We start from the raw sequence: 26,495 nt of genomic DNA, 5'->3' as shown, positions 1-26,495 counted from the left end.
TATGCAAGGACACCGACTGAAGGGTTGGCAAGGCAATGCGTTCGAAATGGATACCCTCTTATAGCCTCGTGATGTTCGCAGGCCGTGCGGCACTGGCCGCGACGCTCGCGCTACTTTGCTCGCTGCTCCTTGGCCTGCACGAGCCGCATTGGGCCGCATGGACCGCGGTTTCCGTCGGGCTTCCAGCACGCGGGGACGGTCTGCTGAAATCGCTCAACCGGGCGATCGGAACGGCAATTGGCGCGCCAACCGGCGTTCTACTCGCTTTCGCGGCGCACGGTAGCGAGCCGCTGCTCGTCGGCTTGCTGGCAGCATGGCTCGCCGTCTCTGTGTATGCAGGTCTCTCGCTGCGTCACTACCGCGCCTACGCGGCGGTACTGGCCGGCTACAGCGCTGTCATCATTGCCATGTCGCTCACGGGCGAAACCGGCCAACTATTCGAGGTGGGGCGAGATCGTTGCGCCGGCATTTTCATCGGCATCGCCAGCGCCTTGATCGTGCTTCTCTTGTCGCGCGACGTACAAAGCGGACATGCAAGCCGACGTATTCGTCGCGCGATTGCGACGGCATGCACCTGGGGCGCAGACCGGCTTGCCGGCTTGCCGCGCGCATGGGCCGCTGACGGCACCGGCCCGCAACGGCTGCGTAACCAGTTGAGCGATATCCTGGCGCTTGACGGCGCCGTTCACAGTGCAGTCGCCGAGTCGCCGGCGCTATGGGCTCGTGCTGGGCGTTTGCACAAAGTCGTGCCGGCACTGCTCGATCTGCTCGTCGTGTCGAGAAGCGTCGAGCGGAACTTCGAAGAGGCTGCCGTCAGCAATAACCCGATAAGCGAAGAGGTCGATGTCGCCGTCACCACAGCATCCGCATTGCTTACGTCCATCGCTTGCGCGCTGCACGACGATCCGGCGCGCGACATCGAAAAGCTGCCAGGCTTTCGGCGTCAGCTGCAGGCATTGCGTGGCATGCTCGCATCCATTCAGGCACGAAATGCGATTGAACGCCGGCGCATCGATCTCGTATTCGCACTCCTCGACGCAACGGAAACCGCACTGAGAACCTATGCCGCCTTAACAGGGGAACGAGGAGGCGTCGATACACAAAGCTATCCAGGCCCGGTCTACGCACTTGATCATAGCTACGCGATCGCTGCGGCGTTGCGCGCCGGGTTCGCGTTACTGTTAGCCGGAGCTATCTGGATTGCCACCGGTTGGCAAGGCGGACCGCTGTTCGTCGCGTTTACGGCGATCGCAATCGCCCTCTTCGCCATCCGGCCCGACCCGCGAGATACGGGCCGTCATTTTCTCGCGTCGGGCGCGGTTGGCGCCGGCGCGGCGTTCCTGTTCTACGTGACGGTCTCACCGCATCTCCCGCACGCGATGGGCGTTTCGCTCGCAGAGGGCGGCATTGTCTTTCTGGGGATTATCGTCGCGTCCGTGCTTTCGAACGCGTTCTGGGCGTCGGGCTTTTGCCTGGTGTTCCTCGTCGTGTCGGATCCAGAGTCCATCGCTCATACGACCACGGTCGCCATAAGCGCGCATGCGCTGGGTGTGCTGGCCGGCTCCGCACTGGCCGCGCTAGCTTTCCATCTTGTCCCGTCGCGCAGGCTTGAACACCAGTGGCGCAAACAGCGCCTCAAACGGATAGCCGACGCGATCAGGGCCTTGATCGCTTCACCCATCGCGCAGCAAACCGCCGAAATGCGCCATGCGTGGCAATGCCGCAGCATCGACACGCTGGTGCGACTCGCTTTGCCTGCCGCCTCCGTCAAGGAGGTGGAAGAATGCATGGCGTGGATAGAGATTGGAGGTGAACTTCTCAAGCTGAAGGAAGCTTCGCGTGTCGAGCTGCTTCCGTTGAACGCCAGAAAGACCATCGACGACTTGCTGACGGACCTCCAGAGTCTCGAACTACAATCGTGGCACACGCGGTTGATCGTCGTCGATGCCGAACTTCGTGACGAAAAGCTTTCCGGCAATCAGCACGTACTGGGAACTCGTGCAGTGGTTCTTGAAGTTGCCTCGCTTATACAGCGCATTGCGGTGGCGGAGGGCTGCGCCAACGGCGCGGAGTATCAACTGAAATCGAGGAGCAATACTGTATGGCAATGAATACCGATACCCGTTTCTTTCAACTTATCGCCGGGTCTTACGAGCGACTCCTCGGGAAACCGCTTGTTCCCAACGGATTAAGCGTCGCTCAGGGTGTTGAATGGCTTTATGCCGAAGCCCCGTTTGGCATTCTCGCGCACAACACCGCCGCCGATCCCGTGTTCGTCTATGGCAACAAGCGCGCACAGTTCCTGTTCGAATACGATTGGGATGAGCTCACCTCGCTGCATTCGCGATTGTCGGCTGAAGTACCGGAGCGCAGCGAACGCCAGGCGTTCCTCGATCAGGTAGGACGCGACGGTTTCGTTACCGGATATCGCGGCATTCGGGTGGCGAAATCCGGCAGGCGCTTCTGGATTGAACGAGCCACCGTGTGGCAACTCCTCGATGAAGACGGGACATATCGAGGTCAGGCAGCGATGATCCCTGAGACGACCGATCTCTGACGCAACGTTCAAATTCTTCCGCACCTCGTTACTTTTTGAGCGGTAGAGGCCAGTCGTGACGCCCGAGCGTCCGCACTGGCCTCGGACACTGCTTCCCAGCGCCCTGGTTTTATCGACCCCTGAACTGCGGCTTGCGCTTTTCTGCGAAAGCCCGGCGCCCTTCGATGCGATCTTCCGATTCCCGCATTGCGCCCCACGCCAACTCCGTGAATTCAAGAGCCTGTGTCAGTGGCACATTGCTGCTGGTTTCGGCAACTTTCTTGATCATCTGGACGGCCAGCGGCCCGTTACCCGCGATGATCCTTGCCAGCTCCAAAGCTTTATTCATCAGGGATTCGGGCTCAACCACATCCGACACCAGCCCAACACGCTCTGCGTATCCTGCGTCGACCTTGCCACCCGTCAGCAGCATTTTCATTGCGACGGCGGAGGGAACCGCTTTCTGAAGCGCCTGAATGCCGCAGACAGCCGGAATGCTGCCCACGACAGCTTCAGGCAGGCCAAGCACAGCGTTGGTGGCAGCAATGCGCAGGTCGCACTGAAGGGCCAGCTCAAGGCCTCCGCCCAGACAATAACCGTTGATGGCGGCAATCATCGGCTTGAAGATTCGCAGCGAACTGAGTTCGATCAGGCGGACGTAGACACCTTCAGCAGCGGCGCGATCGATGGATTTCACGAACGACGAACTGAAGTTGGTCGAAGGCGGCAGCGTGTTTTTCAAATCCGCACCCACACAGAACGACTTACGCCCGGCACCGGTCAGGATAATGACGCGAACGTCCTCGTCATCTCGAGCCTCCGCCAGAACGGCGCGGAGTTCCTTCAGGCTCTCCAGATCGAGTGCATTCAGTGCTTCCGGACGATCCAAGGTAACCGTCGCGATTTGATCCGAAACTGAGTAATGGATAGTCATGACCTGGCTCCTCAAACGCTCGGCGAGGACAGCGATCGCCCACCGCAGACATAGAGCGTCTGTCCCGTGATATACGACGATTCCTTTTGCGCGAAAAACAGAACCGCTTGGGCGATATCGTCGGGCGTTCCAATGCGCTGAACCGGAACCGATTTCTTCAGACGTTCCTGCAGTTCGACGTCAAATTTGCGAAACAGCGGCGTGTCCACGATTCCAGGAGCAACAGCGTTCACCGTAATGCCAGCGCTCGCCCATTCAAGCGCGAGACTTCGCGTGAGGCTTACCACGCCACCCTTGGCCGCCGAGTAGTTCGATTGCCCCACCCCACCCAGCCATGCCCGTGATGAGATATTGACGATGCGGCCATAGTTGGCCGAAACCATATGTTTCAAGGCCGCCCGGCAGCACAAAAACTGCGATTTCAAATTGACGTTGATGACGGAATCCCACTCATCGTCGCTCATCTTTGTGATGCGTTTGTCTTTCACGATGCCGGCGTTGTTCACCAGAACATCCAGCCGGCCCAGTCGTTCGGCGACCGCATCCACTGCCTGGTTCACGGATTCGCTGCTCGTTACGTCCACTGGCATGCCCAGGACGTCGGCCCCGGCGCGCGAAAGGGTTGTCGTGGCTTCCTCGAGGCTATCGCGGTCCAGGTCAAACAGGACGATGCGTCGACCTTTTTGCGCCAAAGCCGACGCAATACCGAAACCAATGCCTTTGGCACCGCCGGTGATAATTGCGACTTCGGCGTCGCGACCAGTTTCAGATGAGTTCATGATGTTTACGCACGCGAAGAGATGAATGAACACGGCCGCCATGAATGCCGGCGAGCGCTCGGGCCACCCCCGTTGAAGAGTGGACCGATTGCGATAGATGCTATTGCCCCGCTGTTTGGCGGGCAATTCACTTTTTCGTCGAGTTCGATTGACTTTCACTGTAGCTAGTCCACGCGCGTTGCCATCACTCGTCATTCAGCGCATCAAAAGTCAATCCAAACAGCAGGAAATGTCGGTTGTACCGCCCCACTGGTTGCCATATCGTTGAATCAGGGTGCGGCGTGTGTTGCTACCACGCGATCAATCCTGTCATCGGTCAATGGATAGACACCGGACGTTTGGGAGACTGGAATGTTGGACGGAATGCGAATTCTCGCGTGGGGCTCACGCAGTGCCGTTGAGTTGAGTGCGAGTCTGCTTGGACACGCGGGCGCGCAAGTGCATGTTGCAGACCATGACTCATTACCCTCGTTCTCAGGGTACGACGTGGTGATCGTCTCGTCTGATACGGCCAGTTTTGCAACGCGGGCGAAGATATCGAGTTTGAAGACGTCTGGCAACCTCATTGTCTGCGACATATCCGCTATGGGCCCCCAGAGTGCGAGGTTGGGGGGCCGCTGGACGGATGGCCAGATTCAGGCGATCACGGGCCTGATGGACACGACGGGCTTCGAAAGTGGAGAACCGGTGAACATCGGTATCCCGTTCACCGAAATCTCCGCAGCGTTATACGCCGCGGCGGCCGTAGCGGCGGCATCGCGAGTCCTTCGTACGCAAGGGTTTGCACAGAACATCGACGTTTCCCTATTCGCCTGCGCGAGCAGCGCACTGACCACCTTTCTGCCGAAAGCGTTCGCCCGCAGCAGCGTTGAACGTGTCGGAAACCGGCACCCGGCGTGCGCCCCGTGGAATGCGTATCGGACACTCGACGGTTGGGTCCTGATTTGCACCAGCACCGAAGACCAGTGGCGCAAACTGAAGATCGCGATCAATCAGCCGGCGCTCGACGACAATCGCTTCGCGACCTTGAATGAAAGGGTCCGCAACGTAGATTCACTTGATCCGTTTATCGAGGCCTGGTCTTCCGGGCTGACTACCGATCAGTGCAGCGCCCTGTGCGAGGAAATCGGCGTGGCAGCGGGGCCTATCGTACCCATATCGTTGCTCCATGAAGAGCCTAATTTCAAGCTCCGGCATCCAGCGGCCGCCGCACAGATTCTGGCAGGTGAAATCGGGAAGCACACGTATACGGCAGTTACGCCGTTCCGGACGTTCCCTCTGATGAACGACGGCGAGTGTCACCGTAATGAAGCCGGAACTGCACGACGGTTGACTGCGAAATCTATCGGTTACGTCGCAGGATTCGAGGCGCGACAAGGCCCAAGTCCAACCGGAGCATTGGCGGGCGTCCGGGTGATCGAGATTGGGCAATACACCACCGCACCTCTCGTCGGAAAACATCTTGCGGCGCTCGGTGCCGAAGTGATCAAGGTCGAGCCGCTGGAGGGAGAGGTTGCGAGAAACTGGTCTCCGGGACAAGACGGGCTGAGCTATTTCTTTGCCCTCAACAACACTGACAAGAAAAGCATCTCGCTGGATCTGAAGCAGGCATCTCACCTGCGCTACCTCGAAGCGTTGCTCGCCACAAGTGATGTCCTCGTCGAAAACCTTCGTCCGGGAGCGCTAGCCAAACTTGGCCTGGGTCGGTCCTCTTTGAAAGAGATCAATCCGGCGCTGATCTACTGTTCGATCTCGGGATTTGGAATCGAGTCCGCCTATCCGACGCGACCTGCGTTCGACACGGTCATCCAGGCGATGAGCGGTCTCATGGATCTCACACGCAATGGTGACGGCTCCCCAGTGAAAGCAGGCGCATCGGCAGCCGACATCCTCGGCGGCCAGGCCGCCTTGTTTGCGATAGTCGCCGAACTCGTCGAACCGTCGGAAGGAAGCGGGAGGTTCATCGAGATATCCATGCAGGACGTGGCGGCGTGGAGCTGTCTTTTTGCCGCGGGCAATCCTGTTTCGAAAGGCGTGGCCATTGCCTGTTCGGACGGATATGTCTCGGCCGAGGCAAAGAATTCCGTGGAAATCGACGTGGTTCGTAGCCAGACACCAGGCGCTCAATGTGAAGCGATGACTCGTGAGCTTCTGATAGCAAAGCTTGAGTCACTGGGCATTGCATCCGTGCCTGTAGTTCGTATGGACGAGCTAATGGACGACGCGGATTTTCTGGCGGATATATTGAGTGTCGGCCGTGGCAATGATGGAGCATTCTGGCCGCTCATAAAAATGCCATATAGGCTGTCTCGCACGCCAGCAAAAGTTCGTACCGTTCCTGGACGCCCTGAACCCGTGATGGTGCAGACCACTGAAAAGCATGAATCGACAAACGAAATTTCTATCACCAATACGCAGGAGAGTTGAAAGTGGCAAAGCGAGATTCAGTTCAAATCGCCGAGAAATTCTGGCGTGAAGTATGGCAGTTGCGTAATCCGAACGCTGCGGACCATCTGGTTTCGGAAGACTTCACCGTGACGTCCGGCGGTGTGGATATCAGATCGCGCGCAGCGTTCAAAAAGTGGGTGGCAGCATTCCTGTCGAGCATCGACGACTTTGAGTTCAATGTCATCGAGACATTCCAGAACGAGACAGGCGACCGAGTGGTGACTCGCTGGCGTGTCACGGGAAAAAACAAGGGGTTTATGGGCTCCGAATCATGCGGGTCGCCGATTGACATGACGGGGACTGCAGTCTTGCACGTTGGCGAGAACGGCCTGCTGAAACACAACTGGGTGGAGCGCAGCGCGTTGGAAGTGCTTCGGAACCTGGCCGCGAAAAAGTCCATCGCCTGAGGCCGAAGTTAACAACGGTTGGCCCACCCACAAGTCCGCAGGACGCCCTCGGAATTCGCGGTGCCAGTCTCAGCTCTTCTCAGCGCTCAAGCGGGGCAGTCCGTCGCGCTGCCCACAACTTCTTTCATACTTCCGTCTCCTGCGTCACGTAGGCGTTTTTCGCTGCGATAGCGGCCAGCGTGTCGATGCCACGCGGCCGTCGCAGCGGAGATTTCGACGAATCGACCCGCGTAGGTACGTGGTAACATTTCGTCATGCGAACGCTTCCGTCTCTCAACGCTCTGCGAGCTTTCGAAGCCGCGGGTCGACTCCTCAGCGTCCAACTGGCCGCGGAGGAATTGCATGTCACCCCCGCCGCCGTGAGCCGCCACATCAAGCTGCTCGAAGATCAACTCGAGGTGACGTTGTTTGACCGGGGACATCGGTCGATAACGCTAACGCCGATGGGCGAGCGCTATCTCGTGGACATCGCTCGCGCCTTCGAGTCGATGCGCACCGCGACCGTCAATCTGACCGAGAGTCGACGCAGGCGGCACCTCAAAATCCGCGCCTACACGACATTTTCGAGGAATTGGCTCATCCCTCGCCTGTCGTCATTTCATCTTCAGCACCCGGATATTGAAGTGATTCTGACAACGTCGCTTCACGCGGTCGACTTCAACATCGACGATGTGGACGCCGCGATACGCTTATCCCACGCACCATCATCCGACATCGGCTTTGATCGGCTCGTGCCGAATGAGCTTGTCCCTGTATGCAGCCCGGAATTCTTGCACGCTCATCCGGACCTGACGGACGCGACGCCGGAGGCGCTGCGCACAGTACCCTTGCTTCACTCGCTGGCTCGCCGGGAAGATTGGGCAAAGTGGCTCGATGCCGCGGGCGTAAAAGGCGTCAATCCGCTCGGCGGTCTGAGTTATGAGAGTTCGATCCTCGCGTATTTCGCGGCCACGCAAGGGCATGGCGTCGCAATAGCGCAGCGTGTTCTGATAACAGAAGATCTGGATTCCGGCCGTCTCGTGACGCCGTTCTCTTTTGTTCTCGATGAAGGCGCGTTCACGTACTATCTTGTCTATCCCAAGAGCCGCATCTCGTCGCCCGAATTCACTGCTTTCCGCGAGTGGCTTCTCTCGGTGGGTGGCGGGCAGACCTGATCTGCCCGCCACTCTGACCGCCCGCACCGCTATCCTGTCGGCGCGATGACGTGCGGTGCAGCGCATCCCGGGATCAAGCCGAGAGGATGGTGACGAGAGCGACGGCCGAATCACCCGCCAGTTGACCACCGTTGTTCTCGGCGAGTGCCACTTTGGCACCCGGACGTTGGCGAGCGCCCGCCGTTCCCCGAAGTTGTTGGGTCAATTCGACAATTTGCGCGACCCCAGTCGCCCCGACCGGATGACCACGGGAAAGAAGGCCGCCGCTCGGATTGACTGAGATGCGGCCGCCGATGTCGGTGTCACCCGAACGGATGAGTTTGGCTGCATCGCCCGGGGGACAAAGGCCGAGATTTTCGTAATGGATCAATTCGGCCGGCGCCGAAGCGTCGTGAAGTTCGACGACATGAACATCGGACGGCCCGATTCCCGCTTCTTCGTATGCCGCTCTCGCCGCTCGCACTGCAACGAGATCACCTGACCCATCGGCTTTCGCGGATACGATCGAGCTTGCGCGAATGTAGACAGGACGGATATCGTGCTTCTTCGCGTAATCTTCCGAACAAATGAAGAGCGCGGCTGCTCCATCGCCAATCGAGGAGCACATGAACAGCGTGAGCGGATTGCTGACCATCCGACTCTCCAGGACTTCCTCGATGGTCGTTTCCTTGCGGAATTGCGCGACCGGGTTAAGTGACCCAGCGCGACGGCTCTTCACCACGACCCGCGCGAAGTCGCTCGCCTCCGCACCGGTCCTTTCCATCCATTTGCGAGCCTTGGCGGCATAAAGATCCATGAAGAGCGAGCCGGTACCGGCTGTCACGCCTTCGGGCAGCGGTTCCTCGAGATCGACGGCCTTCGCGAATGCACCGAACGAGACGGCCTTGTCTTCGTGAGTAAGTTTCTCCGTGCCGACCACCAGCGCCGTTTCGGATTGTCCGGAGGCCACCGAGAGCCACGCCAGATTAAGGGCCGAGCTGCCAGAGGCACAGGCATTCTCGACGTTATACATCGGCTTGCCGTCGAGCCCGGTATTGCGAAGCGACGATTGCGCGCGAATCATCTCCTGACCGGTAACAACGCCTGCTGCCGCGTTGCCAAAAAAAATCCGGTCTACGTCGTTGACCGTAACGCGAGCGTCCTTGAGCGCGAGACCGACTGCTTCCTCCGACAGTGACTTCAGATTCCGCTCGATAAATTTACCAAAGTGCGTCATACCGATACCGCCAATAACGACCTTACGCATTTCTCTCTCCATCAATTCCAAGAATGTTCCGCGAGGCACTCACTCCGAGGTACCCGCATTACCCATGCATCAATCCAGAGCCTTTCCTTTCGTCTCGGGCATCACCGCGTATACGCAGAATCCGACTGCGCAAACGATCGCGATGTAGACCCATATGTAATCCGAGAAGCCCGCGTTCGACATGGCTGTCACGATGTACGGAAGCGTTCCACCAAAAAGCGTCGCTGAGATCGCGTAAGGCAAGGCGACACCGGTCGCGCGGATCTCCGCCGGAAACTGCTCGGCCATCACTGCTGCGCAAGTGGCGGTAAAGCCTGACGAGAGCAACATGCCGATCGTCACAATGACCGTGTCCGTCCAGAAATCATTCGCGAGAAAATGAAGACTCGGCCACGCGAACACGGCGGAGCCGCCGGCAAACGCGAGCAGAACAGGCCTGCGGCCAATTCGGTCAGAGAGCTTTCCAAAAAATGGAATCGCAAAGAGCGAAACCACGATTGAAATGACGCTGGCGCTGAAGCCGTCGCGCAGCGGCAGACCCGTCCGCATGTGGGCGAACGTTGGAAAGAGGACGAGCCAAAAATAGACAGACAGATTCCCTGCCATGGCGATACCAATCACGCGCAACGCGGCCCGACGATGTTCGCCCACCAGCACCAAAAACGGATGACGGCGCTTTTGATGGTTCACGACTGTTTTCTTGAAGGCTTCGGTTTCTGAAACAGATAGACGTACCCACAGCGCCACGAATCCCATCAGACCGGCAATCGCGAACGCAAGTCGCCAGCCCCAACTTGCCATGCTTTGTTCGCTGATACACGATGTGAGGATGTAGCCAATCAGCGCCGCGACCAGGACGCCAGCGTTCACCGCAAAGTGTTGCCAGGAGCCGGTAAATCCGCGTCGTGATGGGGCGGAGGACTCTATGAGAAAAGTGGACGCGGAGCCGAATTCCCCGCCAGCTGCGAATCCCTGCACCAGTCGGGCGACAACCAGAATAATCGGCGCCACCATTCCGATCGCCGCGTATCCCGGACAGACCGCAATCACCAGGGAACTCCCGGCCATCAATGCAACTGAGAGAGCAAGACCATTCTTTCGTCCGTGACGATCTGCATATGCGCCCAGAACAGCGCCACCGATTGGCCGCATGATGAATCCGACTGCGAATACCGCGAAGGCAGAGAGCAGCGAAATCTTTTCGTTGTGGGCCGGAAAGAAATGCCGTGAAAACAGCGAGGCGAATGTTGCATAGATGATCCAGTCGGCAAACTCGACGATAGTGCCCAGCGTCGCGGCAGCAATCGCTTTTTTCTGTTCGCGCGTGAACGGGATCGGGGCTTCCACGATAGTGTTGGACAAGGCGGTATTCATATCTGTCTCCATCAATCCTTATTGATAAAGCGCATGGCTAGTCGCGGTGGCATACAAACGCCTGCCCCACTCGCCACGCCTGGGTTCATGGAGAGGGTATTCAGCAGATCAAGCCATCATTGCCGGAGTTCTTGCCGGTGCCGCTGTGTCGACTTAGCACATGTAGGCATCGTAGGTTTGCGTGCGATTTCGACGCAAACTACTTTTTTTGCTGGTTGGATTGACTTTTTTTCTGGTGCGGCGAGGGCAGCAGAAATCGAGCGGTGCCATGTCGGACAAGGCGCTCGGTAATGGGGATTCTGCCCTGTCGCACCGATTCGATGCGTGGCTGGCATGGGAGCGTCGACGCTCCGATGGATAGACTTTGAGGGGCGCCGAAGACGGGCCGGTAGTCGCGGTGCTCTGCTCGCGGCACGCCGCCATCAAGAGCGATCCCGTTGATCTATTGTCGTATCGCGCGTCGCCTTCATCAAGGACGGGGCGATCTTCTTTCGCTTACGTCAAACGCGTCCATAAACTCCGCTGCCAGCCACGCGAGTCCCGGATCCTGATCCCTCGAAGCAGCCCACATCAGCGAGACTTCATAGCCCGGCACGTCGAATGGCAATGGACTCATCGCCAGATCCAATGTGTCGCGCCAAACGCGGCCGATGAAATCGGGCACCGTGGCGATCGCCGGCGTGTGCCGCACGATAAACGGGCTAGTCGCGAAATTCGAGCTGGAGAACACCACGTCGCGCTTGAGACCTTGCATGGCTAGTTGCTCGTCTATAAAGCCCTGCAGGCCAGCGCTGAACGAGGTGAGCACATGCCGGTGCCGCAGGAACTCATCCATTGACAGGCGCTTGCGGCGCGTCTTGACGAGGCGCGGATTGTAGACGCTCACGAAGCGCCACTGAAACAGCGGCCGGCGCCGCTGCCACTGCACGCATTCCGGGAACACGCCGACCGCCAGTTCGATCGCGCCCTCGTCGAGCATCGCCGCCGCGCGCGTGGAGTCGGTAGAGCGGGCGATCAGTTTCACGCCGGGCGCCTTGGTGGCGAGGCGGCCCATTATCTCCGGCATCAGCAGGACCTCGAGCGAATCGCTCAGGCCAATGCGAAATACGCGCTGAGCCTGTGCCGGATCGAACGCCGGCGGTTGCGTGAGCGCCCGGTGCAGCGATTGGAGGAAGGGCTCGACCTGCCGCGCCAGTTCGAGCGCGCGGGGCGTCGGCGTAATGCCGTGAGGTGTGCGCACGAACAGTTCGTCGCCGAACGCCTCCCGAAGACGCTTAAGCGCCCCACTCATCGCCGGCTGACCGAGGAAGAGTCGCTGCGCGGCACGCGTGACGCTGCGTTCCTCCAACAGCGCGCGAAAGGCCAGCAGCAAGTTCAGGTCGAAACGCCTGAAATCATTCTCAATGATGTCGGTCATCGTCACAAACGATTTGAATGATATGGGCCTGACACGCATTCTATCGCCAAGGAGGTGTGCTGTAAGCCAATGTGACGGCACATCGGCAGGTGCCTCCTTTCATCGACAGGAGCAGCGACATGGATTGGCAGAATCAGAAAGTCGTCGTGCTGGGTGGTTCGTCCGGCATTGGACTAGCGACGGTGTCGCGGCTGAAGGAAGCCGGTGCGCACGTCGTGGCAGTCGGCCGCGACCAGGCCAAACTGGATAAGGCGCTCGCCGGACTCGAAGGATGTGGGAGTGTCGCCGGCAATGCACTCGACTGCACCGACCGCGCTGCGCTCGACCGTTTCTTCGGCGGCCTGAGTGACATCGATCATCTGGTGCTAACGCTCTCCGGCGGCGACGGCGCCGGCCTGTTCAAGGACCTCGATTTGAATTCCTTGCGCCGTGGCTTCGAAGCCAAGTTCTGGCCACAGCTCGAAGCGGCACAAGCTGGCCTCGCGGCCCTGCGCCGCGACGGCAGTTTGACGTTCGTGACCGCGATTTCCGCGCGCATTGCCAATCCCGGCACTGCGGGATTGGGCGCGATCAACGGCGCGCTCGAAAGCATGATCGGGACGCTCGCGCGCGAACTGGCGCCGCTGCGCGTCAATGCCGTTTCGCCCGGCGTGGTCGATACGGCCTGGTGGGACAGATTTCCCAGCAGCGTCAAAGAGGACCTTTTTCGCCAGCAGACCGAAACCCTGCCAGCTCGACGTGTCGGCCAAGCTCAAGACGTCGCGCATGCGCTTCAGTTTCTGATGGAGAACACCTTCATGACGGGCGCGGTAATCGAGTGCGACGGCGGCTTGCGGCTGCTATGACGGTGTCTCCATCGAGGCCTCCGCATCGCCGCTCCGATTGCGGAGGCACCCCAGCGGTCATGACTGTCTCGCCGGGCCACGCGCGACGCTAGCACCCGTTTGTCTGCGCCGATAGTGGGTGTCCCGCGACGCGAGCCAGTAATACAGCGGCGACGTCAGAAGCAGCCCGATAACCCACGAGAGATCCGCGCCGTCGAGATACTTCGGCACGGGACCCGCATACATCGGCGTGTTCATGAACGGAATCTGCACGACGATGCCGATTCCATAGGCAATCAGCGCCTGTGGATTGAAGCGGCCGTAGATGCCCCCGTCCACCTGGAAGATCGACTGGATGTCGTATTTGCCCTTGTGGATCACATAGAAGTCGATCAGATTGATCGCGGTCCACGGCACCAGCACGACCAGCAGCGCGAGCACGAGATCGACCAGATTGCCGACGAAATTCGTCGACGCGCCGATCGCACCATAGCAGCATGCGAGGAGAATCGCGATCGACAGCACGGCCCGCGCTTTCGCCGTGGGAATCCAGCGATAGGCGAAGGTCTGCAGCGACGTGATGGCCGCGAGCACCGCGCCGTAAAGGTTCAGCGCGTTATGGCTGATCACGCTCAGCAGGAAGAGGACGAGCATCGGCAGCCCGAGCGGTCCGGTGGCCTGCTTGACGGCGTCCATCGCGTCGGTGCCGGGCGGCACCGCGAGCACGGCTACCGCGCCGAAGACGAACGCGAGCGTCGAGCCGATCGTGCAGCCGAGGTAGGTCGCCCAGAACGTCGATGCGACGCGCACGTTCTCCGGCAGATAGCGCGAATAGTCGGAAACGTACGGGGCGAAAGCGATTTGCCAGAGCGCCGACAGAGAAACGGTGGCGAGCCAGCCGGCGATGTTGAATCCGCCACGCGTCAGAAAATCGTCCGTGGCGATATGCGTGAGGATATAGCCGAAACCGATGAAAATGCCGATCCCGAGCACCCAGGTTCCGATGCGGTTCAAGATGTGGATGATCCGGTAACCGATGATCCCGATCAGCCCTGATCCCAACGCGCCGATCACGATGCCGACAGGAACCGGGATGCCGTTTTCGATGCCATGAAGAGACTTCCCGGCGAGCACGATATTGGACGCGAAGAAGCCCACGTACATCACGCCTGCGATCACGGTGACCAGCAGCGCGCCCCATGAACCGAACTGAGCGCGGCTCTGAATCATCTGCGGGATGCCCATTTGCGGGCCCTGTGCCGAATGCAGCGCCATCAGCACACCGCCGACGGCCTGACCGACGACGATCGCCACGATGCCCCACAGCAAGTTCAAGTGGAAGATCTGCACGCCGAGCGCGCCGGTGACGATGGGCAAGGGAGCGATGTTGCCGCCGAACCATAGCGTGAACAGATCGCGCACCTTGCCATGGCGATCCTCGGGCGGCACGTAGCCGATGGTGTGTTTTTCGATCAACGCCGAGGCATTGCGTTCCGAAGTATTCAAGTTCGTCTCCTGTGTCGACAGGAGTTGGCGCTTTAGCGCTTACTCCTGTCCCATGCTTTGCGGTCGACAGGAGTTGGCGCTTTAGCGCTTACTCCTGTCCCTTGCGTGGCTAGGCGTGTTCGGTCCACTGAATCGCCATGCCTGGCATTCGAAAGTATTTGAGTTGAGTGGTCTGCGGATCGTCCTGCTTTAGCGCAAGACAGTCGCCTCGCCAATACGTATCAGGACGTCGCCGAAACGTAGTCCGCCAGCCGAGCCAGCATCGCATCGCAATTGCGCAATTGCTCGACGGTGACGAATTCGTCCGGCTTATGCCCTTGGTCCATGCTGCCGGGTCCGCAGACCACTGTTGGAATCCCTGCCTGATCGAAGAGCCCGCCCTCGGTGCCGAATGCGACCGTGCCGAACTCAATGGACCCGCTGAGCAGCGCCAAAAGACGCGCCGCGTCGCTGTCGGGGGATGTGGCCAATCCCGGATAGGCGGAGAGCGGCTGAAAGCGGATGTCGGTGTCGGACTTCACGGCGCGCATCTTCGGCAATAGTTCGGCTTCGGCGTAGGTCTGCAACTCGTCGGCGACCTGGTTTGCGTCGAAGCCAGGCAGCGCGCGTACTTCGAAATCGAATTCGCATTCGGCCGGCACGATGTTGAGCGCGCGGCCGCCCTTGATCACGCCCGTCTGCACGGTCGAGAACGGCGGATCGAATCGCTCGTCGTGATGCTCGGGCTGCGCCAGTTGCTCGCCGATCTCTTCCAGTCGGCCGATCATCCGCGCCGCGTATTGAATGGCGTTGACTCCATACGGCGCATAAGCCGAATGGCAAGGCGCGCCTTTCACCTGACAGCGCATCGCCAGCTTGCCCTTGTGGCCCAGCACCGGCTTGAGCTCGGTCGGCTCGCCGATCAGGCACAGGGCCGGCTTGTGCGCACGCCGCTCCAATTCCGCCAGCATCGGCCGCACACCGAGGCATCCGACTTCCTCGTCGTACGAAAAAGCGAGGTGAATCGGCAGCTTCAACTCGCGCCCAAGGAACCCGGGCACCGCCGCCAGCACCGAAGCGATAAAACCCTTCATGTCGGCCGTGCCGCGGCCATACAACCGCCCGTCGCGCTCGGTGAGACGGAATGGATCGACGGTCCACGCCTGACCATCGACGGGCACCACGTCGGTATGGCCGGACAGCACGATGCCGCCGCGCTCACGCGGACCGATGGTCGCGAACAGATTCGCCTTGGTGCGCTCGGCGTTGTAGAACAGCTCGCTCTCGACATCGAGTTCCTGCAGGTAAAGCCGAATGAACTCGATCATGTCCAGATTGGAGTCCCGGCTGACCGTGGCGAAGCCGATCAGCCGTTCGAGCAGCGCACGGCTGGATCTGTCATTCATTGCCCGGCACTCCGTAGCTGGGCGCGACGGTCGGATTCAATGCCCGGGTCAAGTAGTCCTGCATCTGCGGCCGATACGCCTGCCACAGACCGTCGAGCTGGCCGATGGGATCGTCATCCACCCAATCGACTCGCAAATCGACGATCGGCCAGCTCACGTCGCCCACGATCTTGAGCGCCGCCGAATGCACGGGCCCCGCTTCGCCGCCGGCAGCGATCGCAGCATGCATGGCCGCGAGCAGCCGATCGGCAAGCGTGCCGGATGCCTGCTCGAACGCCGGAAGCATGGCTTCGATCACTTCGACACCGGCGAGCATGTTGCCTGCGGCTACGCACTGCTCGCCGGCGACAGCGTGATACGTGCCCAGCGCTTCCTTGCCGCTGAAGAACGCCGTGCGACCCTGCCCATCGATCACCGTCACCTGGCGGTACTCGCTCCGCTCGCTCGCGCCGAGCACGCGGTCCAACGCTGCGGCGGGATCGAGTTGTGCGTTCTCCAGAAGATCGAGAATCTGCGGCCCTAACGCGGGCAGCGTGACGTTCTGCGTCGCAACCGCGCCCACGCCTGCGCGCACCCATGGGCATCGGGCGCCCACCGCAATGCTGGACGAACTGATCGCGATTCCAAGCTGCCCGGATTCCGGGCAACGTCCGACGATTGAGAATGTCATGTCCCGCTCCTTAGGCCGTCGGCGGCGTCCATCCATCCGGAATGACCGCGATAACGTCGATCTCCATCAACCACTGCGGCTGACCCAACGCGACCACTACCAAGCCGGTCGAAATAGGAAACACGCCCTTCAGCCACTTTCCGACTTCCTGATAGACCGGCTCGCGGTAGCGGATGTCGGTGAGGAACGTCGTCGTCTTGACGATGTGCGACAGGTCGCTGCCCGCTTCTTCCAGCAATTGCTTGACGTTCTTCATCGCTTGCTCGGCCTGGGCGCGCGGGTCGCCGATGCCGACCATGCGGCCTTCGAAATCCGTGCCCACCTGCCCGCGCACATAGACCGTATTGCCGGCGCGCACGGCTTGACAAAGATCGTTGTCGAGCGTCTGGTTCGGATACGTATCCTTCGTATTGAACATACGGATACGGGTATGCGTAGGTTGGCTCATCAATGCACCTTAATGTTAGGAAGAAATGGATCGCGGATTAGAGAGACGTACGCATCAGTTCACGCCCATCTCGCTGACTTTGTGGACGCGCGAATCGGGGGATGTGTTTTCAACGCTTTCAACGCCGCGGCTCTGTGCCTGGTGTTGCGCGTCGCCGTAATAAGCCGCGTATTTGCGCTGCGTGACGATGTGATCGGCGATGTGCTTCGCGTCGTGCCACACGCCCCAGATAAATGCGGAGCCACGGCGCGATAGCCAGGGCAGACCGAGGAAATAGATGCCTGGCTCCTTCGATACGCCGCGCTGATGTTTCGGCTTACCCTTTTCATCGAAGGCGTTGACGTTCAACCAGCTGAAATCGACTGCATAACCGGTCGCCCAGACAATCGACGTCACGCCGGCTTTCGCCAGATCCAGATCGTGCAACGGGTGCGTCACGCATTCCGGATCCGCCGGAATGACGCGGGCTTCGGGCTCTTCGGGAAGATCGAGGCCGTTGCGCTCGGCATAGGCGTCGGCCGCGTCCAGTAGCGAGAGATAGTTCTCGTCACCGCGCGCGATGTTCGCCGCGAGATCCGCTTCGAAGGTCACCACGCCGTCGTCGAAGGATTTCGTCAGACCCACGAGCGTGATGCCCTGATTCGCGAGACGCCGGAAATCCACCGTATGGCCGCCGCGCGAACCGCTCACTGCAATGGTGACGTGCTCCCTGCCGGGCTTCATGACCTCCGCATCCCATTCGCCGAGCACGCCGAGCCACCAGCAGAAGTCGCGACCGCGATAAGCGCGCGGCGGACGATCGTGCGCTCCGACCGACAGGTAGACGCGTTTGCCAGCACGTTGCAACTCGTCCGCGATTTGCACGCCCGACGATCCCGCGCCCACCACCAACACGCCACCTTCGGGCAATTGAGCGGGATTGCGATAGTCGGCGGAATGAATCTGCGTAAGGCTCGAATCTTGCGGCGCGATTGGCGGAATGACGGGGCGCTGAAAAGGCCCGGTTGCGACCACCACGCGATTGGCCTCGATCGTGCCCTCCGATGTTTCGACGGTGAAGCCCTGCCGCCCCGCATTGCGCACGACCTTCTTCACTTCCACGCCGGTGCGAATCGGCGCTTCAAACTTCTTCGCATAAGCGACGAAATAGTCCGCGACCTGCTCCTTCGAAGCGAACGCGTTGGGGTCGAAGTCCGCAAACTCGAGATTGGGGAAACGATCGTGCCACGCGGGGCCATTGGCAACCAGCGAATCCCAGCGTCCCGTGCGCCAACGCTCGGCGATACGAGCGCGTTCCAGCACGAGATGCGGCACGCCAAGCTTGCTCAAATGTTCGCTCATGGCGACGCCGGCCTGACCGGCGCCGACTACGAGCGTGTCGATAGACGTTGTTTCCACTGTCATGGCTGTGTCCTTCTGAAAAGGCGGAATGTTTCGATTCGTGAAAATCTACGCGCCCCTTCAGAATTTGAAAAATATATTTAAAAAATGCATGGCATCGGATTTACCTATGCAAGCCTTTTTGACCGCTTCACAATGCCGCCCATTGAAGAGCTTGAACACGGAGCGTCGTCGATGGAGAGTCAACCGTTGCGCTACTCGTTGCGCCAGTTGCGTTATTTCGTGGTCACTGCGGAAGTACTGTCCTTCACCGCCGCCGCGAAGCGTCTGCACATCTCACAGCCGTCGATCTCGACGGCGCTCGCGGATCTCGAAGTGTCGTTCGGCGTGCAACTCTTCATCCGGCATCACGCGAGCGGTCTCTCGCTCACGCAAGCCGGTCGCGATCTGCTCGGGCAAGCGCGCAATCTTCTGAAGTTCGCGGAGGAATTGCAGACGACCGCGAAGGAAATGGACGGCGGCATGACCGGCGCCATCACGCTCGGCTGCCTGGTCTCACTCGCGCCGCCGCTCATGCCGCGACTGATTAGCCGATTCATCGACGAGCACGCGGGCATCTCGTTTCGCACCGTCGAGGCGCATCAGGACGGCCTCTTGCGCGGCCTGCACGACGGCTCGCTCGACATTGCCCTCACCTACAGCCTCGACTTGACTGAAGAAATCGCCTTCACGCCGCTGCTCTCGCTCCCGCCCTATGCGATCCTGCCGAGGACGCATCGTCTGGCACGCGCGCGCAAGATATCGCTCGCCGACCTCCTGCCCGAGCCGTATGTGATGCTCGACCTGCCGCACAGCCGCGAGTACTTCGCCGCACTCTTCGATGCGGTGGGCAGCCGTCCCGTGCCCGCGTTCCGTTCGTCACAGCCGGAGGTCGTGCGCGGCATGGTGGCCAACGGTCTCGGCTACAGCCTCCTGAATTTTCCGCTCAAATCGAATCGCACCGTGGATGGCGAAGAGTTCGTCATTAAGCGTTTCAAAGAAAACGTCAACGCAACGATGCTCGGCATCGCGCAGTCGCGCACAATGAAGCCGCGCCAGGTGGTACATCGCTTCGCGTCGTTCTGCGAGACCTATATCCAGAGGCTGCATTTCGACGCATGATGAGGAATGCGCGATTGTCTGCTTCAAGCCTGCGGACGCTGCATAGGCAAAAGCTTTGCTTTGTATCTGAAAACAATATTTTGGCTTGCAATTTGGCTTGATAGATTGGTGCCATGTTGAGTGCCACGCCGCAAAGCCTTGCGTCGCCGCGCTCTCACCGTGACGAATCAAGGGGGACACCATGACCAACCCGGCAAGGACGATCGCAGTGCAAGCACTTGTCGACGAACTGCAGACGGGTTGCGAACGGCCATTCAGCGACGCGCATGCGATGCCGCCCGGTGTCTATACGTCACCCGAATTCCTCACGCTGGAAGAGCGGGCTATCTTCGAGCGTGAATGGCAATGCGTCGGCCGCGCCAGTGCGCTCAAAGTGCCCGGCGATTACATGACGGCGCGGATCGGAGCGCAACCGATCGTGGTATTGCGCGACGAACAGATGCAACTCAAGGCGATGTCGAACGTGTGCCTGCATCGCATGTCGGTGCTGCTCGAAGGACGCGGCAACGTGCGTCGCATCGTCTGCCCCTATCACGCGTGGAACTATTCGCTGGATGGCGCGCTGCAAGGCGCGCCTCTCATGGATCGGCAAGAGGGCTTCTGCAAGGAAAGCTACAAGTTGCCCGCTGTGCGCTGCGAAGAATGGCAAGGCTGGATCTACGTGACACTCGACGAAGACGCGCCGCCGGTTCACGCGCAGCTCGCCGAACTGAGCGAGCTCATCGGCGCATACGGCATGTCGGACTACATCGAAACTTTCTATGAAGAGCACGTGTGGGACACGAACTGGAAGATCCTCGCGGAAAACTTCATGGAAAGCTACCACCTACCCATGCTGCATCGCGCGACGGTAGGACCGCATTCACGGCTCGAGGAAATGGAATGCCCGCCCGGCTATCCAGCCTTCAACTATCACTGGATCACGAAGGAAGCGACCTTGCCCATCGGCAACGCGCATCCGGACAACACGCGCCTCACGGGACATTGGCGCAAGACCACGGCGCTGCTCGCGATCTACCCGACGCATCTCGTCACGCTTACGCCGGGTTACTTCTGGTATCTCGTGCTGCAGCCTCAAGGCGTGGAGCGCGTGCATATTCGCTTCGGCGGCGGGCTTGCGCCGGAGTTCATCGCCGATCCCGAGGCCAACGCGCATATGACGAAATTGAAGAAGCTGCTCGACGAAGTCAACGCGGAAGACAAACGCGGCGTGCAGGCCGTCTTTCGCGGCGTGCACGCGCCGCTCGCGAAGCCCGGTCACCTGAGCCCGCTCGAACGCCCCAATTATGACTTCGCGCGCTATGTCGCTAGCAAGATCGCCGCGATGCAGTTCGGCGCGCATTGATTACGACGCACCATCGACAGGACGCGATCACGATGTCAAACCCTTCCTTCATTTCGTTCTCGGGCGTGAGCAAATCGTACGACGGCGCCCAATACGTCGTCGATGACTTGAACCTCGACGTGCGCAAGGGAGAATTCCTGTCGCTGCTGGGTCCGTCCGGTTCGGGCAAGACGACGACGCTCATGATGCTCGCGGGATTCGAATCGCCCACGCGCGGCGAGATACGCCTCGACGGACGGCGGCTCGACGACAAGCCGCCGCATCAGCGCGACATTGGCATGGTGTTTCAGAACTACGCCCTCTTTCCGCATCTGACGATTGCGGAGAACGTCGCGTTTCCGCTCTCCGTGCGGCGCGTGAGCCGCGCCGAGCAGAAAACGCGCGTGAAGCGCGCGCTCGAGATGATCGAGCTACCGCATCTGGCGAACCGGCGTCCCGCGCAGCTCTCCGGCGGACAGCAGCAGCGCGTGGCGCTCGCGCGCGCGCTCGTGTTCGAGCCAAGCGTCGTGCTGATGGACGAGCCGCTCGGCGCGCTCGACAAGCGCCTGCGCGAAACCATGCAATACGAAATCATGCGCCTGCATCGCGAGCTCTCGCTCACGATCGTCTACGTGACGCACGATCAGGCCGAAGCGCTGACGATGTCGGACCGCGTCGCCGTGTTCTCCGATGGCCGTATCCAGCAAGCCGCCACGCCCAGCGAACTCTACGAGAACGCGCAGAACGCGTTTGTCGCAAACTTCGTCGGCGAGAACAACGGACTGACCGGACGCGTCGTCACTACGGGCGAGGAGTGGGCGACGCTCGCGCTCTCGGACGGCAGCGTCATTCGTGGCCGTTGCGAACCCGGCCTGCGCGTGGGCGACGAAGCGATGCTCGCGCTGCGCCCCGAACGCGCGCATATCCCGAGCGCCGAAGGCGCGCAGGTCGACGAACACAGCAACGTGGTGCGCGCACACGTCCAGGAACTGGTGTATTGCGGCGATCATCATCGCGTGCACCTTGCGCTCGGTTCGCGCGATTCCTTCGTCGTGAAAGTGCCCAATACGCAGCGCCATGCGCTGCCTTCGCCCGGCAGCGCGATCGAGATCGCATGGCGCCACGACGACTGCAAGATTCTCGCGATGAGCGTGCCGCGCAGCGCGCCCGTGATCCCCGCATCCACCCCGCTCTCACCCTCCATCATCACGACCGCACCTGCAGGAGCCAACTAAAATGCGCACTCTCATCAAAACACAAAACGTCGCACTCGCAGTACTCGCCGCAGCCGCTTTTACCACCGTGACCACCCAGGCAGCGGAGACGCTCTCCGTCGTGACCTTCGGCGGTGCATACGAAGCGGCGGCGAAGAAGGCCTATTTCGAACCGTTCACGCAAGCCACCGGCATCGGCTTCTCGACCGAATCGTATGACGGCGGCCTCGCGAAGCTCTCCGCGATGGAGCAGGCGAAGAACACCACGTGGGACCTGATCGACCTCGAAACGAACGATGCGATCACCGCCTGCGACGAAGGCCTGCTGCAGAAGTTCGACAAGAAGACGCTCGGCAAGACGAGCGACTTCATCCCCGGCACGATCAGCGATTGTGCGGTTGCGAGCATGGTCTGGTCCACGGTCTACGCGTACGACACGAGCAAGCTGAAGACCGCTCCGACCACCGTCAACGACTTCTTCGATCTGCAGAAATTCCCCGGTAAGCGCGGCCTGCGCAAGTCGCCGAAGGTCACGATGGAATGGGCGTTGATTGCGGACGGCGTCGATCCGAAAGATGTCTACAAGGTGCTCGCTACGCCCGCCGGCGTGGATCGCGCGTTCAAAAAGCTCGACACGATCAAGCAGAACATCGTGTGGTGGGAGTCCGGTGCCCAGGCGCCGCAGTTGCTCGCGGACGGCGCGGTCGTGATGACGCAGGCCTACAACGGCCGCATTTCCGACGCCGCGAAGAAGGACAACAAGCCGTTCAAGACCGTCTGGGACGCGCAAGTTTACGACTTCGACTGGTGGGCCGTTCCGACGGGCGCGAAGCACGCCGACGCCGCCGCGAAATTCATCGTCTCCGCTTCGCAGCCGAAGGCGTATGCGGATTTGTCGAAGTACATCGCCTACGCGCCGCCGCGCAAGGACGCAATCGCGCTGATCGACAAGCAACGCCTCGCCGATCTGCCGACCGCACCCGAGAACTTCAAGCGCGCCTTGCAGATCAACGCGAACTTCTGGGCCGACAACGCGGACCAGATCAATAAGCGCTTCCAGGTGTGGCTGACGCAGTAACACCATCGTCCGACGAGAGCCCGACTTGACTACCCACATGCCCGCTTCGGCCCGAGCCACGGCCCCGGGCTCTCCGACGAGAGCCGACGGCCGCGCGTCGTTTCAAAAGGCGCGCCGCCGCGCATCGGTGCAGGCGCTTTTGCTCGCGCTGCCGCTGATCGTGTTTCTGCTGTCGACGTTCATCGCGCCGATCGCGCTCCTGCTCGCGCGCAGCGTGGAGAATCACGAAGTGCCCGACAGCATGCCCGCGCTCACGCGCGCGCTCGATGCATGGGACGGGCGCGGCGTGCCGGACGAGCGCATGTTCGCCCTGCTCGCCGCGGGGCTCAGGGAGGCGCAGCAAAGCGGACAGCTCGGCACTGTCGCGCGGCGGCTCAACTTCGACCAGGCCGAGTTCCGTAGCCTGTTGATGCGCACCGCGCGCCAACTGCCCGCCGATGCGCCGCCCGCGTGGAAACCGGCGCTCGTTGAACTCGACCAACGCTGGAATTCGCCGGAGACATGGCGCCTGCTGAAGCGCGCCGCCATGTCGCCGACGCCGGACTATCTGCTCGCGGCCGTCGATGCGCACGTGACACCGCAAGGCTCGGTCGCGTTCGTGCCGGACAACGCTTCGATCTATCGGCAGGCGTTCGTGCGCACGATCTCGATCAGCGCCACGGTCACGCTGCTGTGCCTTGTGCTCGGCTATCCGGTCGCATGGCTGCTCGCGAACCTGCCCGCGAAAAGCAGCAACCGCCTGATGCTTCTCGTGATCGTACCGTTCTGGACCTCGGTGCTCGTGCGCACGACCGCGTGGTACGTTTTGCTGCAACCGGGCGGCGTGATCAACAGCCTGCTGATGGGTCTCGGTCTCGCCACTCATCCGCTGCCGCTTATCTTCAACCGCGCCGGCGTGCTCATCGGCATGACGCATGTGCTCTTGCCCTACATGATTCTCGCGATCTACTCGGTGATGAAGAGCGTATCGCCCGTGTACGTGCGGGCCGCGCAATCGCTTGGGGCGCACCCGTTCATCGCGTTCGTGCGGATCTACATGCCGCAGACGCTGCCGGGCGTGGGCGCGGGCTGCTTCCTCGTGTTCGTGCTCGCGCTCGGCTACTACATCACGCCCGCGCTGCTCGGCGGCGCAGGCGACGAGATGATCAGCCAGCTCATCGCGATACAGACCAACACGCAACTCAACTGGGGCCTCGCCGGTGCGCTTTCAGCCTATCTCGTGATCTTCACGGCGATCTTCTATTTCCTGTTCAACCGCATCGTGGGCATCGACCGCTTGCGCTTCGGTTGAGACTCGGTTGAAACACGCGGACACGACGAGGGAACGACATGCCAGATCAACGCAACAAGGTGCTGACGGAACGCATCGCCGGCCGCTGGGTGCGGCTGCATACGGCGCTTGTACTGTTCTTCCTGATCGCGCCGATTCTCGCGATCATCCCGCTCTCGTTCAATTCAGGCTCGTACTTCTCCTACCCGTTGCAGGGCTTTTCGCTGCGCTGGTATGAGCAGGCACTCACGAGCGCGGACTGGCGGCGCTCGCTCCTGAACAGCATCGGCATCGGCGCGGCGTCGACGCTGATCGCCACGTGTCTCGGCACGCTCGCCGCGCTGGGCATTTCGCGCGCGCAATTTCCGCTGCGCTCGCTGATCATGCCGATCATCATCTCGCCGATGATCGTGCCGATCGTCGTCGTTGCCGCGGGCTTCTATCTGATCTTCGCGCCGCTCGGCCTTGTGAACTCGTATCCCGGCGTGGTGCTGGCGCATGCGGCACTCGGCACGCCATTCGTCGTGATCACCGTGACGGCGTCACTGCTTTCGTTCGATCAGAGTCTGTTGCGCGCCGCTTCCGGGCTCGGCGCGACGCCCTGGGTCACATTCAGGCGCGTGACCTTGCCGCTCATCACGCCGGCGGTCGCGACCGGCAGCGTCTTCGCTTTCGCGACCTCATTCGACGAGGTAATCGTCATTCTGTTTATCGGCGGCCCGGATCAAACGACCGTGCCGCGGCAGATGTGGAGCGGGATTCGCGACTCGATCGACCCGTCGATCCTCGCCGTGGCGACGATGCTGATCGTGTTCGCCGTGCTGCTCTTCGCGAGCATCAACTGGCTGCGTGGCCGCACGGCCGCCGCCAGCAAAGCTCTCGTCTGATGCATCGAGGCCGCCTGGGGCCGAGCTGATCGCCGCAGGCCGCCGCCGAAGTGCTGGACCCGGATAGGTGGCTCGCCACCGGCGGCCAACACGTCCTCAGACAAGCCGCCGCCTACTTCCTTGCTTTGGTATCAGCGTTCGCATGGGCCACATACTCAATACTTGGGAAGCGTTACAGTTCCGTCTGTAGCTGCTCGGTTGGTGCATTTTCACTACCCGCGGGATTGGCGTGTCTCGCATTGCATCTTGCGACGAGGGAAACGCCGAGCTTGACGGCACAGGAACGTCGCTTGCTTGGGTGTCCGTCACAGCGCACTTGCTGGCAATAACCGCTAGAGCGGTTGAACCCAAGGAGTATTGAATATCGACCCGGTTTCGCACGGCATTATTTTTTGGCTGATTATTGGCGGTATCGCCGGTGCTCTGGCAGGCCGGATTGTCGACGGTGGCGGCTTCGGCATTCTTGTCGACATCATCGTGGGGATTGTCGGCGCATTTATCGGAGGATGGCTTGGTGGCGTTCTTGGGCTGCACCTGGGAAGCGGCATCATAGGCTCACTGATTACCGCCCTGATTGGGGCTGTCATCCTGCTTGCCATCCTGCGCCTGTTCAGCGGAGGTCGCGCGCGCTCACTTTGATTCGACAGTTGGTTGGTTCTGGCGGCTGGTCCGCCAGAACCAACTTTCAAAGCTGAGTTGGTGACAAGTCCGTTAGCCTCGAAACGCGCGGTCGAACAGTGCTCATTTCTCCCCCAACGGCGGAGGCGCTTTCCACTTTGGAATCACAGTCAGAGGCTGTAGAGCCGTACTAGCGTTCTCCGAACGCTCTCTCGCCAAGAACGATTTTATGCACATTCGAGGGGTAGACCCACTGGAGCGCCTGGCGTTCGATAAGCTTCATGAACGAAAGTGGTCCGCTGCAGATTACATGAGAGTTCGCGTGGGTGGGACTCACGGCGTGATCCGCAGCGCTCGCAATCTGCTCCTCGCTTAGACCGATTCGGTGGCTAACCTGAGCATGATCGCGAAGTTCGTCCAAATCCGTCCGAAAGACAGCTCGCTCAGGTGTTCGAGCGAAATTGTGAATTTCCA

The 26,495-nt window shown here is 60.7% G+C and carries 23 protein-coding genes; 13 read left to right on the top strand and 10 right to left on the bottom strand.

The window, feature by feature from the left end:
- The first annotated feature begins 35 nt into the window (after positions 1-35).
- Positions 36-2,111 carry an FUSC family protein gene (locus PQR42_RS36750; RefSeq protein ID WP_408495108.1) on the top strand — a complete coding sequence of 692 codons (2,076 nt, stop codon included), beginning with the start codon at positions 36-38 and terminating at the stop codon, positions 2,109-2,111.
- A complete protein-coding gene (locus tag PQR42_RS36745) occupies positions 2,102-2,557 on the top strand; it encodes an MEKHLA domain-containing protein (protein ID WP_408211347.1) in 456 nt (151 codons plus the stop codon). The genes PQR42_RS36750 and PQR42_RS36745 overlap by 10 nt, the downstream gene beginning before the upstream one ends.
- A 109-nt stretch (positions 2,558-2,666) precedes the next feature.
- Here the strand turns inward: PQR42_RS36745 and PQR42_RS36740 are convergent, their stop codons facing one another.
- Positions 2,667-3,470, bottom strand: a complete 804-nt coding sequence (locus PQR42_RS36740; RefSeq protein ID WP_408388521.1) for an enoyl-CoA hydratase/isomerase family protein — start codon at positions 3,468-3,470, stop codon at positions 2,667-2,669.
- 11 nt (positions 3,471-3,481) lie between these two features.
- On the bottom strand, positions 3,482-4,249 hold the full coding sequence (locus PQR42_RS36735; protein ID WP_408388681.1) for an SDR family NAD(P)-dependent oxidoreductase: 768 nt from the start codon (positions 4,247-4,249) through the stop codon (positions 3,482-3,484).
- A 351-nt stretch (positions 4,250-4,600) separates the two neighbouring features.
- Between PQR42_RS36735 and PQR42_RS36730 the strand changes: the two genes are divergently transcribed.
- The 3 genes from PQR42_RS36730 (at position 4,601) to gcvA (ending at position 8,258) form a co-directional block, all read left to right on the top strand.
- Positions 4,601-6,676: a CaiB/BaiF CoA-transferase family protein gene (locus PQR42_RS36730; protein WP_408388523.1), complete on the top strand. Its 2,076-nt coding sequence runs from the start codon at positions 4,601-4,603 to the stop codon at positions 6,674-6,676.
- Positions 6,677-6,678: 2 nt separating this feature from the next.
- The gene (locus PQR42_RS36725) at positions 6,679-7,104 is read left to right on the top strand and encodes an ester cyclase (protein WP_408388525.1); all 426 of its coding nucleotides are present in this window, start codon (positions 6,679-6,681) and stop codon (positions 7,102-7,104) included.
- A 254-nt stretch (positions 7,105-7,358) separates the two neighbouring features.
- Positions 7,359-8,258, top strand: coding sequence for a transcriptional regulator GcvA (gene gcvA / locus PQR42_RS36720; RefSeq protein ID WP_408211357.1), 900 nt, complete (start codon positions 7,359-7,361; stop codon positions 8,256-8,258).
- A 73-nt stretch (positions 8,259-8,331) separates the two neighbouring features.
- On the opposite strand, the gene PQR42_RS36715 is transcribed toward gcvA, so the two are convergent.
- From PQR42_RS36715 to PQR42_RS36705, 3 genes are all read right to left on the bottom strand, one after another.
- The gene (locus tag PQR42_RS36715; RefSeq protein WP_408211361.1) at positions 8,332-9,504 is read right to left on the bottom strand and encodes a thiolase family protein; all 1,173 of its coding nucleotides are present in this window, start codon (positions 9,502-9,504) and stop codon (positions 8,332-8,334) included.
- A 69-nt stretch (positions 9,505-9,573) separates the two neighbouring features.
- Positions 9,574-10,878: an MFS transporter gene (locus PQR42_RS36710; RefSeq protein ID WP_408495105.1), complete on the bottom strand. Its 1,305-nt coding sequence runs from the start codon at positions 10,876-10,878 to the stop codon at positions 9,574-9,576.
- Positions 10,879-11,347: 469 nt separating this feature from the next.
- Entirely contained in the window at positions 11,348-12,295 is a 948-nt protein-coding gene (locus PQR42_RS36705; RefSeq protein ID WP_408388529.1) for a LysR family transcriptional regulator, read from the bottom strand.
- 119 nt (positions 12,296-12,414) lie between these two features.
- Between PQR42_RS36705 and PQR42_RS36700 the strand changes: the two genes are divergently transcribed.
- Positions 12,415-13,140 carry an SDR family oxidoreductase gene (locus tag PQR42_RS36700; RefSeq protein WP_408388531.1) on the top strand — a complete coding sequence of 242 codons (726 nt, stop codon included), beginning with the start codon at positions 12,415-12,417 and terminating at the stop codon, positions 13,138-13,140.
- 57 nt (positions 13,141-13,197) lie between these two features.
- On the opposite strand, the gene PQR42_RS36695 is transcribed toward PQR42_RS36700, so the two are convergent.
- The 5 genes from PQR42_RS36695 to PQR42_RS36675 form a co-directional block, all read right to left on the bottom strand.
- On the bottom strand, positions 13,198-14,625 hold the full coding sequence (locus tag PQR42_RS36695; RefSeq protein ID WP_408388533.1) for a purine-cytosine permease family protein: 1,428 nt from the start codon (positions 14,623-14,625) through the stop codon (positions 13,198-13,200).
- A gap of 221 nt (positions 14,626-14,846) precedes the next feature.
- Positions 14,847-16,010, bottom strand: a complete 1,164-nt coding sequence (gene argE / locus PQR42_RS36690) for an acetylornithine deacetylase (protein ID WP_408388535.1) — start codon at positions 16,008-16,010, stop codon at positions 14,847-14,849.
- Positions 16,003-16,680 carry a DUF1028 domain-containing protein gene (locus tag PQR42_RS36685; RefSeq protein WP_408388537.1) on the bottom strand — a complete coding sequence of 226 codons (678 nt, stop codon included), beginning with the start codon at positions 16,678-16,680 and terminating at the stop codon, positions 16,003-16,005. The genes argE and PQR42_RS36685 overlap by 8 nt, the downstream gene beginning before the upstream one ends.
- Positions 16,681-16,690: 10 nt before the next feature.
- Positions 16,691-17,128, bottom strand: coding sequence for a RidA family protein (locus PQR42_RS36680; RefSeq protein ID WP_408211378.1), 438 nt, complete (start codon positions 17,126-17,128; stop codon positions 16,691-16,693).
- Between the two features lie 54 nt (positions 17,129-17,182).
- Positions 17,183-18,532, bottom strand: a complete 1,350-nt coding sequence (locus PQR42_RS36675) for a flavin-containing monooxygenase (RefSeq protein WP_408388539.1) — start codon at positions 18,530-18,532, stop codon at positions 17,183-17,185.
- Positions 18,533-18,703: 171 nt separating this feature from the next.
- Between PQR42_RS36675 and PQR42_RS36670 the strand changes: the two genes are divergently transcribed.
- The 7 genes from PQR42_RS36670 (at position 18,704) to PQR42_RS36640 (ending at position 26,042) form a co-directional block, all read left to right on the top strand.
- Positions 18,704-19,630: a LysR family transcriptional regulator gene (locus PQR42_RS36670; RefSeq protein WP_408211383.1), complete on the top strand. Its 927-nt coding sequence runs from the start codon at positions 18,704-18,706 to the stop codon at positions 19,628-19,630.
- 181 nt (positions 19,631-19,811) lie between these two features.
- Positions 19,812-20,975, top strand: coding sequence for an aromatic ring-hydroxylating oxygenase subunit alpha (locus PQR42_RS36665; protein ID WP_408388541.1), 1,164 nt, complete (start codon positions 19,812-19,814; stop codon positions 20,973-20,975).
- A 32-nt stretch (positions 20,976-21,007) separates the two neighbouring features.
- Entirely contained in the window at positions 21,008-22,189 is a 1,182-nt protein-coding gene (locus tag PQR42_RS36660) for an ABC transporter ATP-binding protein (RefSeq protein WP_408211388.1), read from the top strand.
- 1 nt (position 22,190) lies between these two features.
- A complete protein-coding gene (locus tag PQR42_RS36655) occupies positions 22,191-23,246 on the top strand; it encodes an ABC transporter substrate-binding protein (RefSeq protein WP_408211390.1) in 1,056 nt (351 codons plus the stop codon).
- 37 nt (positions 23,247-23,283) lie between these two features.
- Complete coding sequence (locus tag PQR42_RS36650) at positions 23,284-24,537, top strand: ABC transporter permease (RefSeq protein ID WP_408211663.1); 1,254 nt, start codon at positions 23,284-23,286, stop codon at positions 24,535-24,537.
- 38 nt (positions 24,538-24,575) lie between these two features.
- On the top strand, positions 24,576-25,403 hold the full coding sequence (locus tag PQR42_RS36645; protein ID WP_408388543.1) for an ABC transporter permease: 828 nt from the start codon (positions 24,576-24,578) through the stop codon (positions 25,401-25,403).
- Between the two features lie 363 nt (positions 25,404-25,766).
- Positions 25,767-26,042, top strand: coding sequence for a GlsB/YeaQ/YmgE family stress response membrane protein (locus tag PQR42_RS36640; protein ID WP_132382006.1), 276 nt, complete (start codon positions 25,767-25,769; stop codon positions 26,040-26,042).
- The last annotated feature ends 453 nt before the right edge of the window (positions 26,043-26,495 follow it).

The organism is Paraburkholderia sediminicola (genome assembly GCF_046027355.1).
Taxonomy (GTDB): Bacteria; Pseudomonadota; Gammaproteobacteria; order Burkholderiales; family Burkholderiaceae; genus Paraburkholderia; species Paraburkholderia sediminicola_B.
This window is presented reverse-complemented; position numbering and strand designations above follow the sequence as displayed.

Excerpts from the sequence above, each read along its gene's own strand:
- PQR42_RS36750 (WP_408495108.1), top strand. The coding sequence starts at position 36 with ATGCGTTCGAAATGGATACCCTCTTATAGCCTCGTGATGTTCGCAGGC.
- PQR42_RS36745 (WP_408211347.1), top strand. The coding sequence starts at position 2,102 with ATGGCAATGAATACCGATACCCGTTTCTTTCAACTTATCGCCGGGTCT.
- PQR42_RS36740 (WP_408388521.1), bottom strand. The coding sequence starts at position 3,470 with ATGACTATCCATTACTCAGTTTCGGATCAAATCGCGACGGTTACCTTG.
- PQR42_RS36735 (WP_408388681.1), bottom strand. The coding sequence starts at position 4,249 with ATGAACTCATCTGAAACTGGTCGCGACGCCGAAGTCGCAATTATCACC.
- PQR42_RS36730 (WP_408388523.1), top strand. The coding sequence starts at position 4,601 with ATGTTGGACGGAATGCGAATTCTCGCGTGGGGCTCACGCAGTGCCGTT.
- gcvA (WP_408211357.1), top strand. The coding sequence starts at position 7,359 with ATGCGAACGCTTCCGTCTCTCAACGCTCTGCGAGCTTTCGAAGCCGCG.
- PQR42_RS36715 (WP_408211361.1), bottom strand. The coding sequence starts at position 9,504 with ATGCGTAAGGTCGTTATTGGCGGTATCGGTATGACGCACTTTGGTAAA.
- PQR42_RS36710 (WP_408495105.1), bottom strand. The coding sequence starts at position 10,878 with ATGAATACCGCCTTGTCCAACACTATCGTGGAAGCCCCGATCCCGTTC.
- PQR42_RS36705 (WP_408388529.1), bottom strand. The coding sequence starts at position 12,295 with ATGACCGACATCATTGAGAATGATTTCAGGCGTTTCGACCTGAACTTG.
- PQR42_RS36700 (WP_408388531.1), top strand. The coding sequence starts at position 12,415 with ATGGATTGGCAGAATCAGAAAGTCGTCGTGCTGGGTGGTTCGTCCGGC.
- argE (WP_408388535.1), bottom strand. The coding sequence starts at position 16,010 with ATGAATGACAGATCCAGCCGTGCGCTGCTCGAACGGCTGATCGGCTTC.
- PQR42_RS36685 (WP_408388537.1), bottom strand. The coding sequence starts at position 16,680 with ATGACATTCTCAATCGTCGGACGTTGCCCGGAATCCGGGCAGCTTGGA.
- PQR42_RS36680 (WP_408211378.1), bottom strand. The coding sequence starts at position 17,128 with ATGAGCCAACCTACGCATACCCGTATCCGTATGTTCAATACGAAGGAT.
- PQR42_RS36675 (WP_408388539.1), bottom strand. The coding sequence starts at position 18,532 with ATGACAGTGGAAACAACGTCTATCGACACGCTCGTAGTCGGCGCCGGT.
- PQR42_RS36670 (WP_408211383.1), top strand. The coding sequence starts at position 18,704 with ATGGAGAGTCAACCGTTGCGCTACTCGTTGCGCCAGTTGCGTTATTTC.
- PQR42_RS36665 (WP_408388541.1), top strand. The coding sequence starts at position 19,812 with ATGACCAACCCGGCAAGGACGATCGCAGTGCAAGCACTTGTCGACGAA.
- PQR42_RS36660 (WP_408211388.1), top strand. The coding sequence starts at position 21,008 with ATGTCAAACCCTTCCTTCATTTCGTTCTCGGGCGTGAGCAAATCGTAC.
- PQR42_RS36655 (WP_408211390.1), top strand. The coding sequence starts at position 22,191 with ATGCGCACTCTCATCAAAACACAAAACGTCGCACTCGCAGTACTCGCC.
- PQR42_RS36650 (WP_408211663.1), top strand. The coding sequence starts at position 23,284 with ATGCCCGCTTCGGCCCGAGCCACGGCCCCGGGCTCTCCGACGAGAGCC.
- PQR42_RS36645 (WP_408388543.1), top strand. The coding sequence starts at position 24,576 with ATGCCAGATCAACGCAACAAGGTGCTGACGGAACGCATCGCCGGCCGC.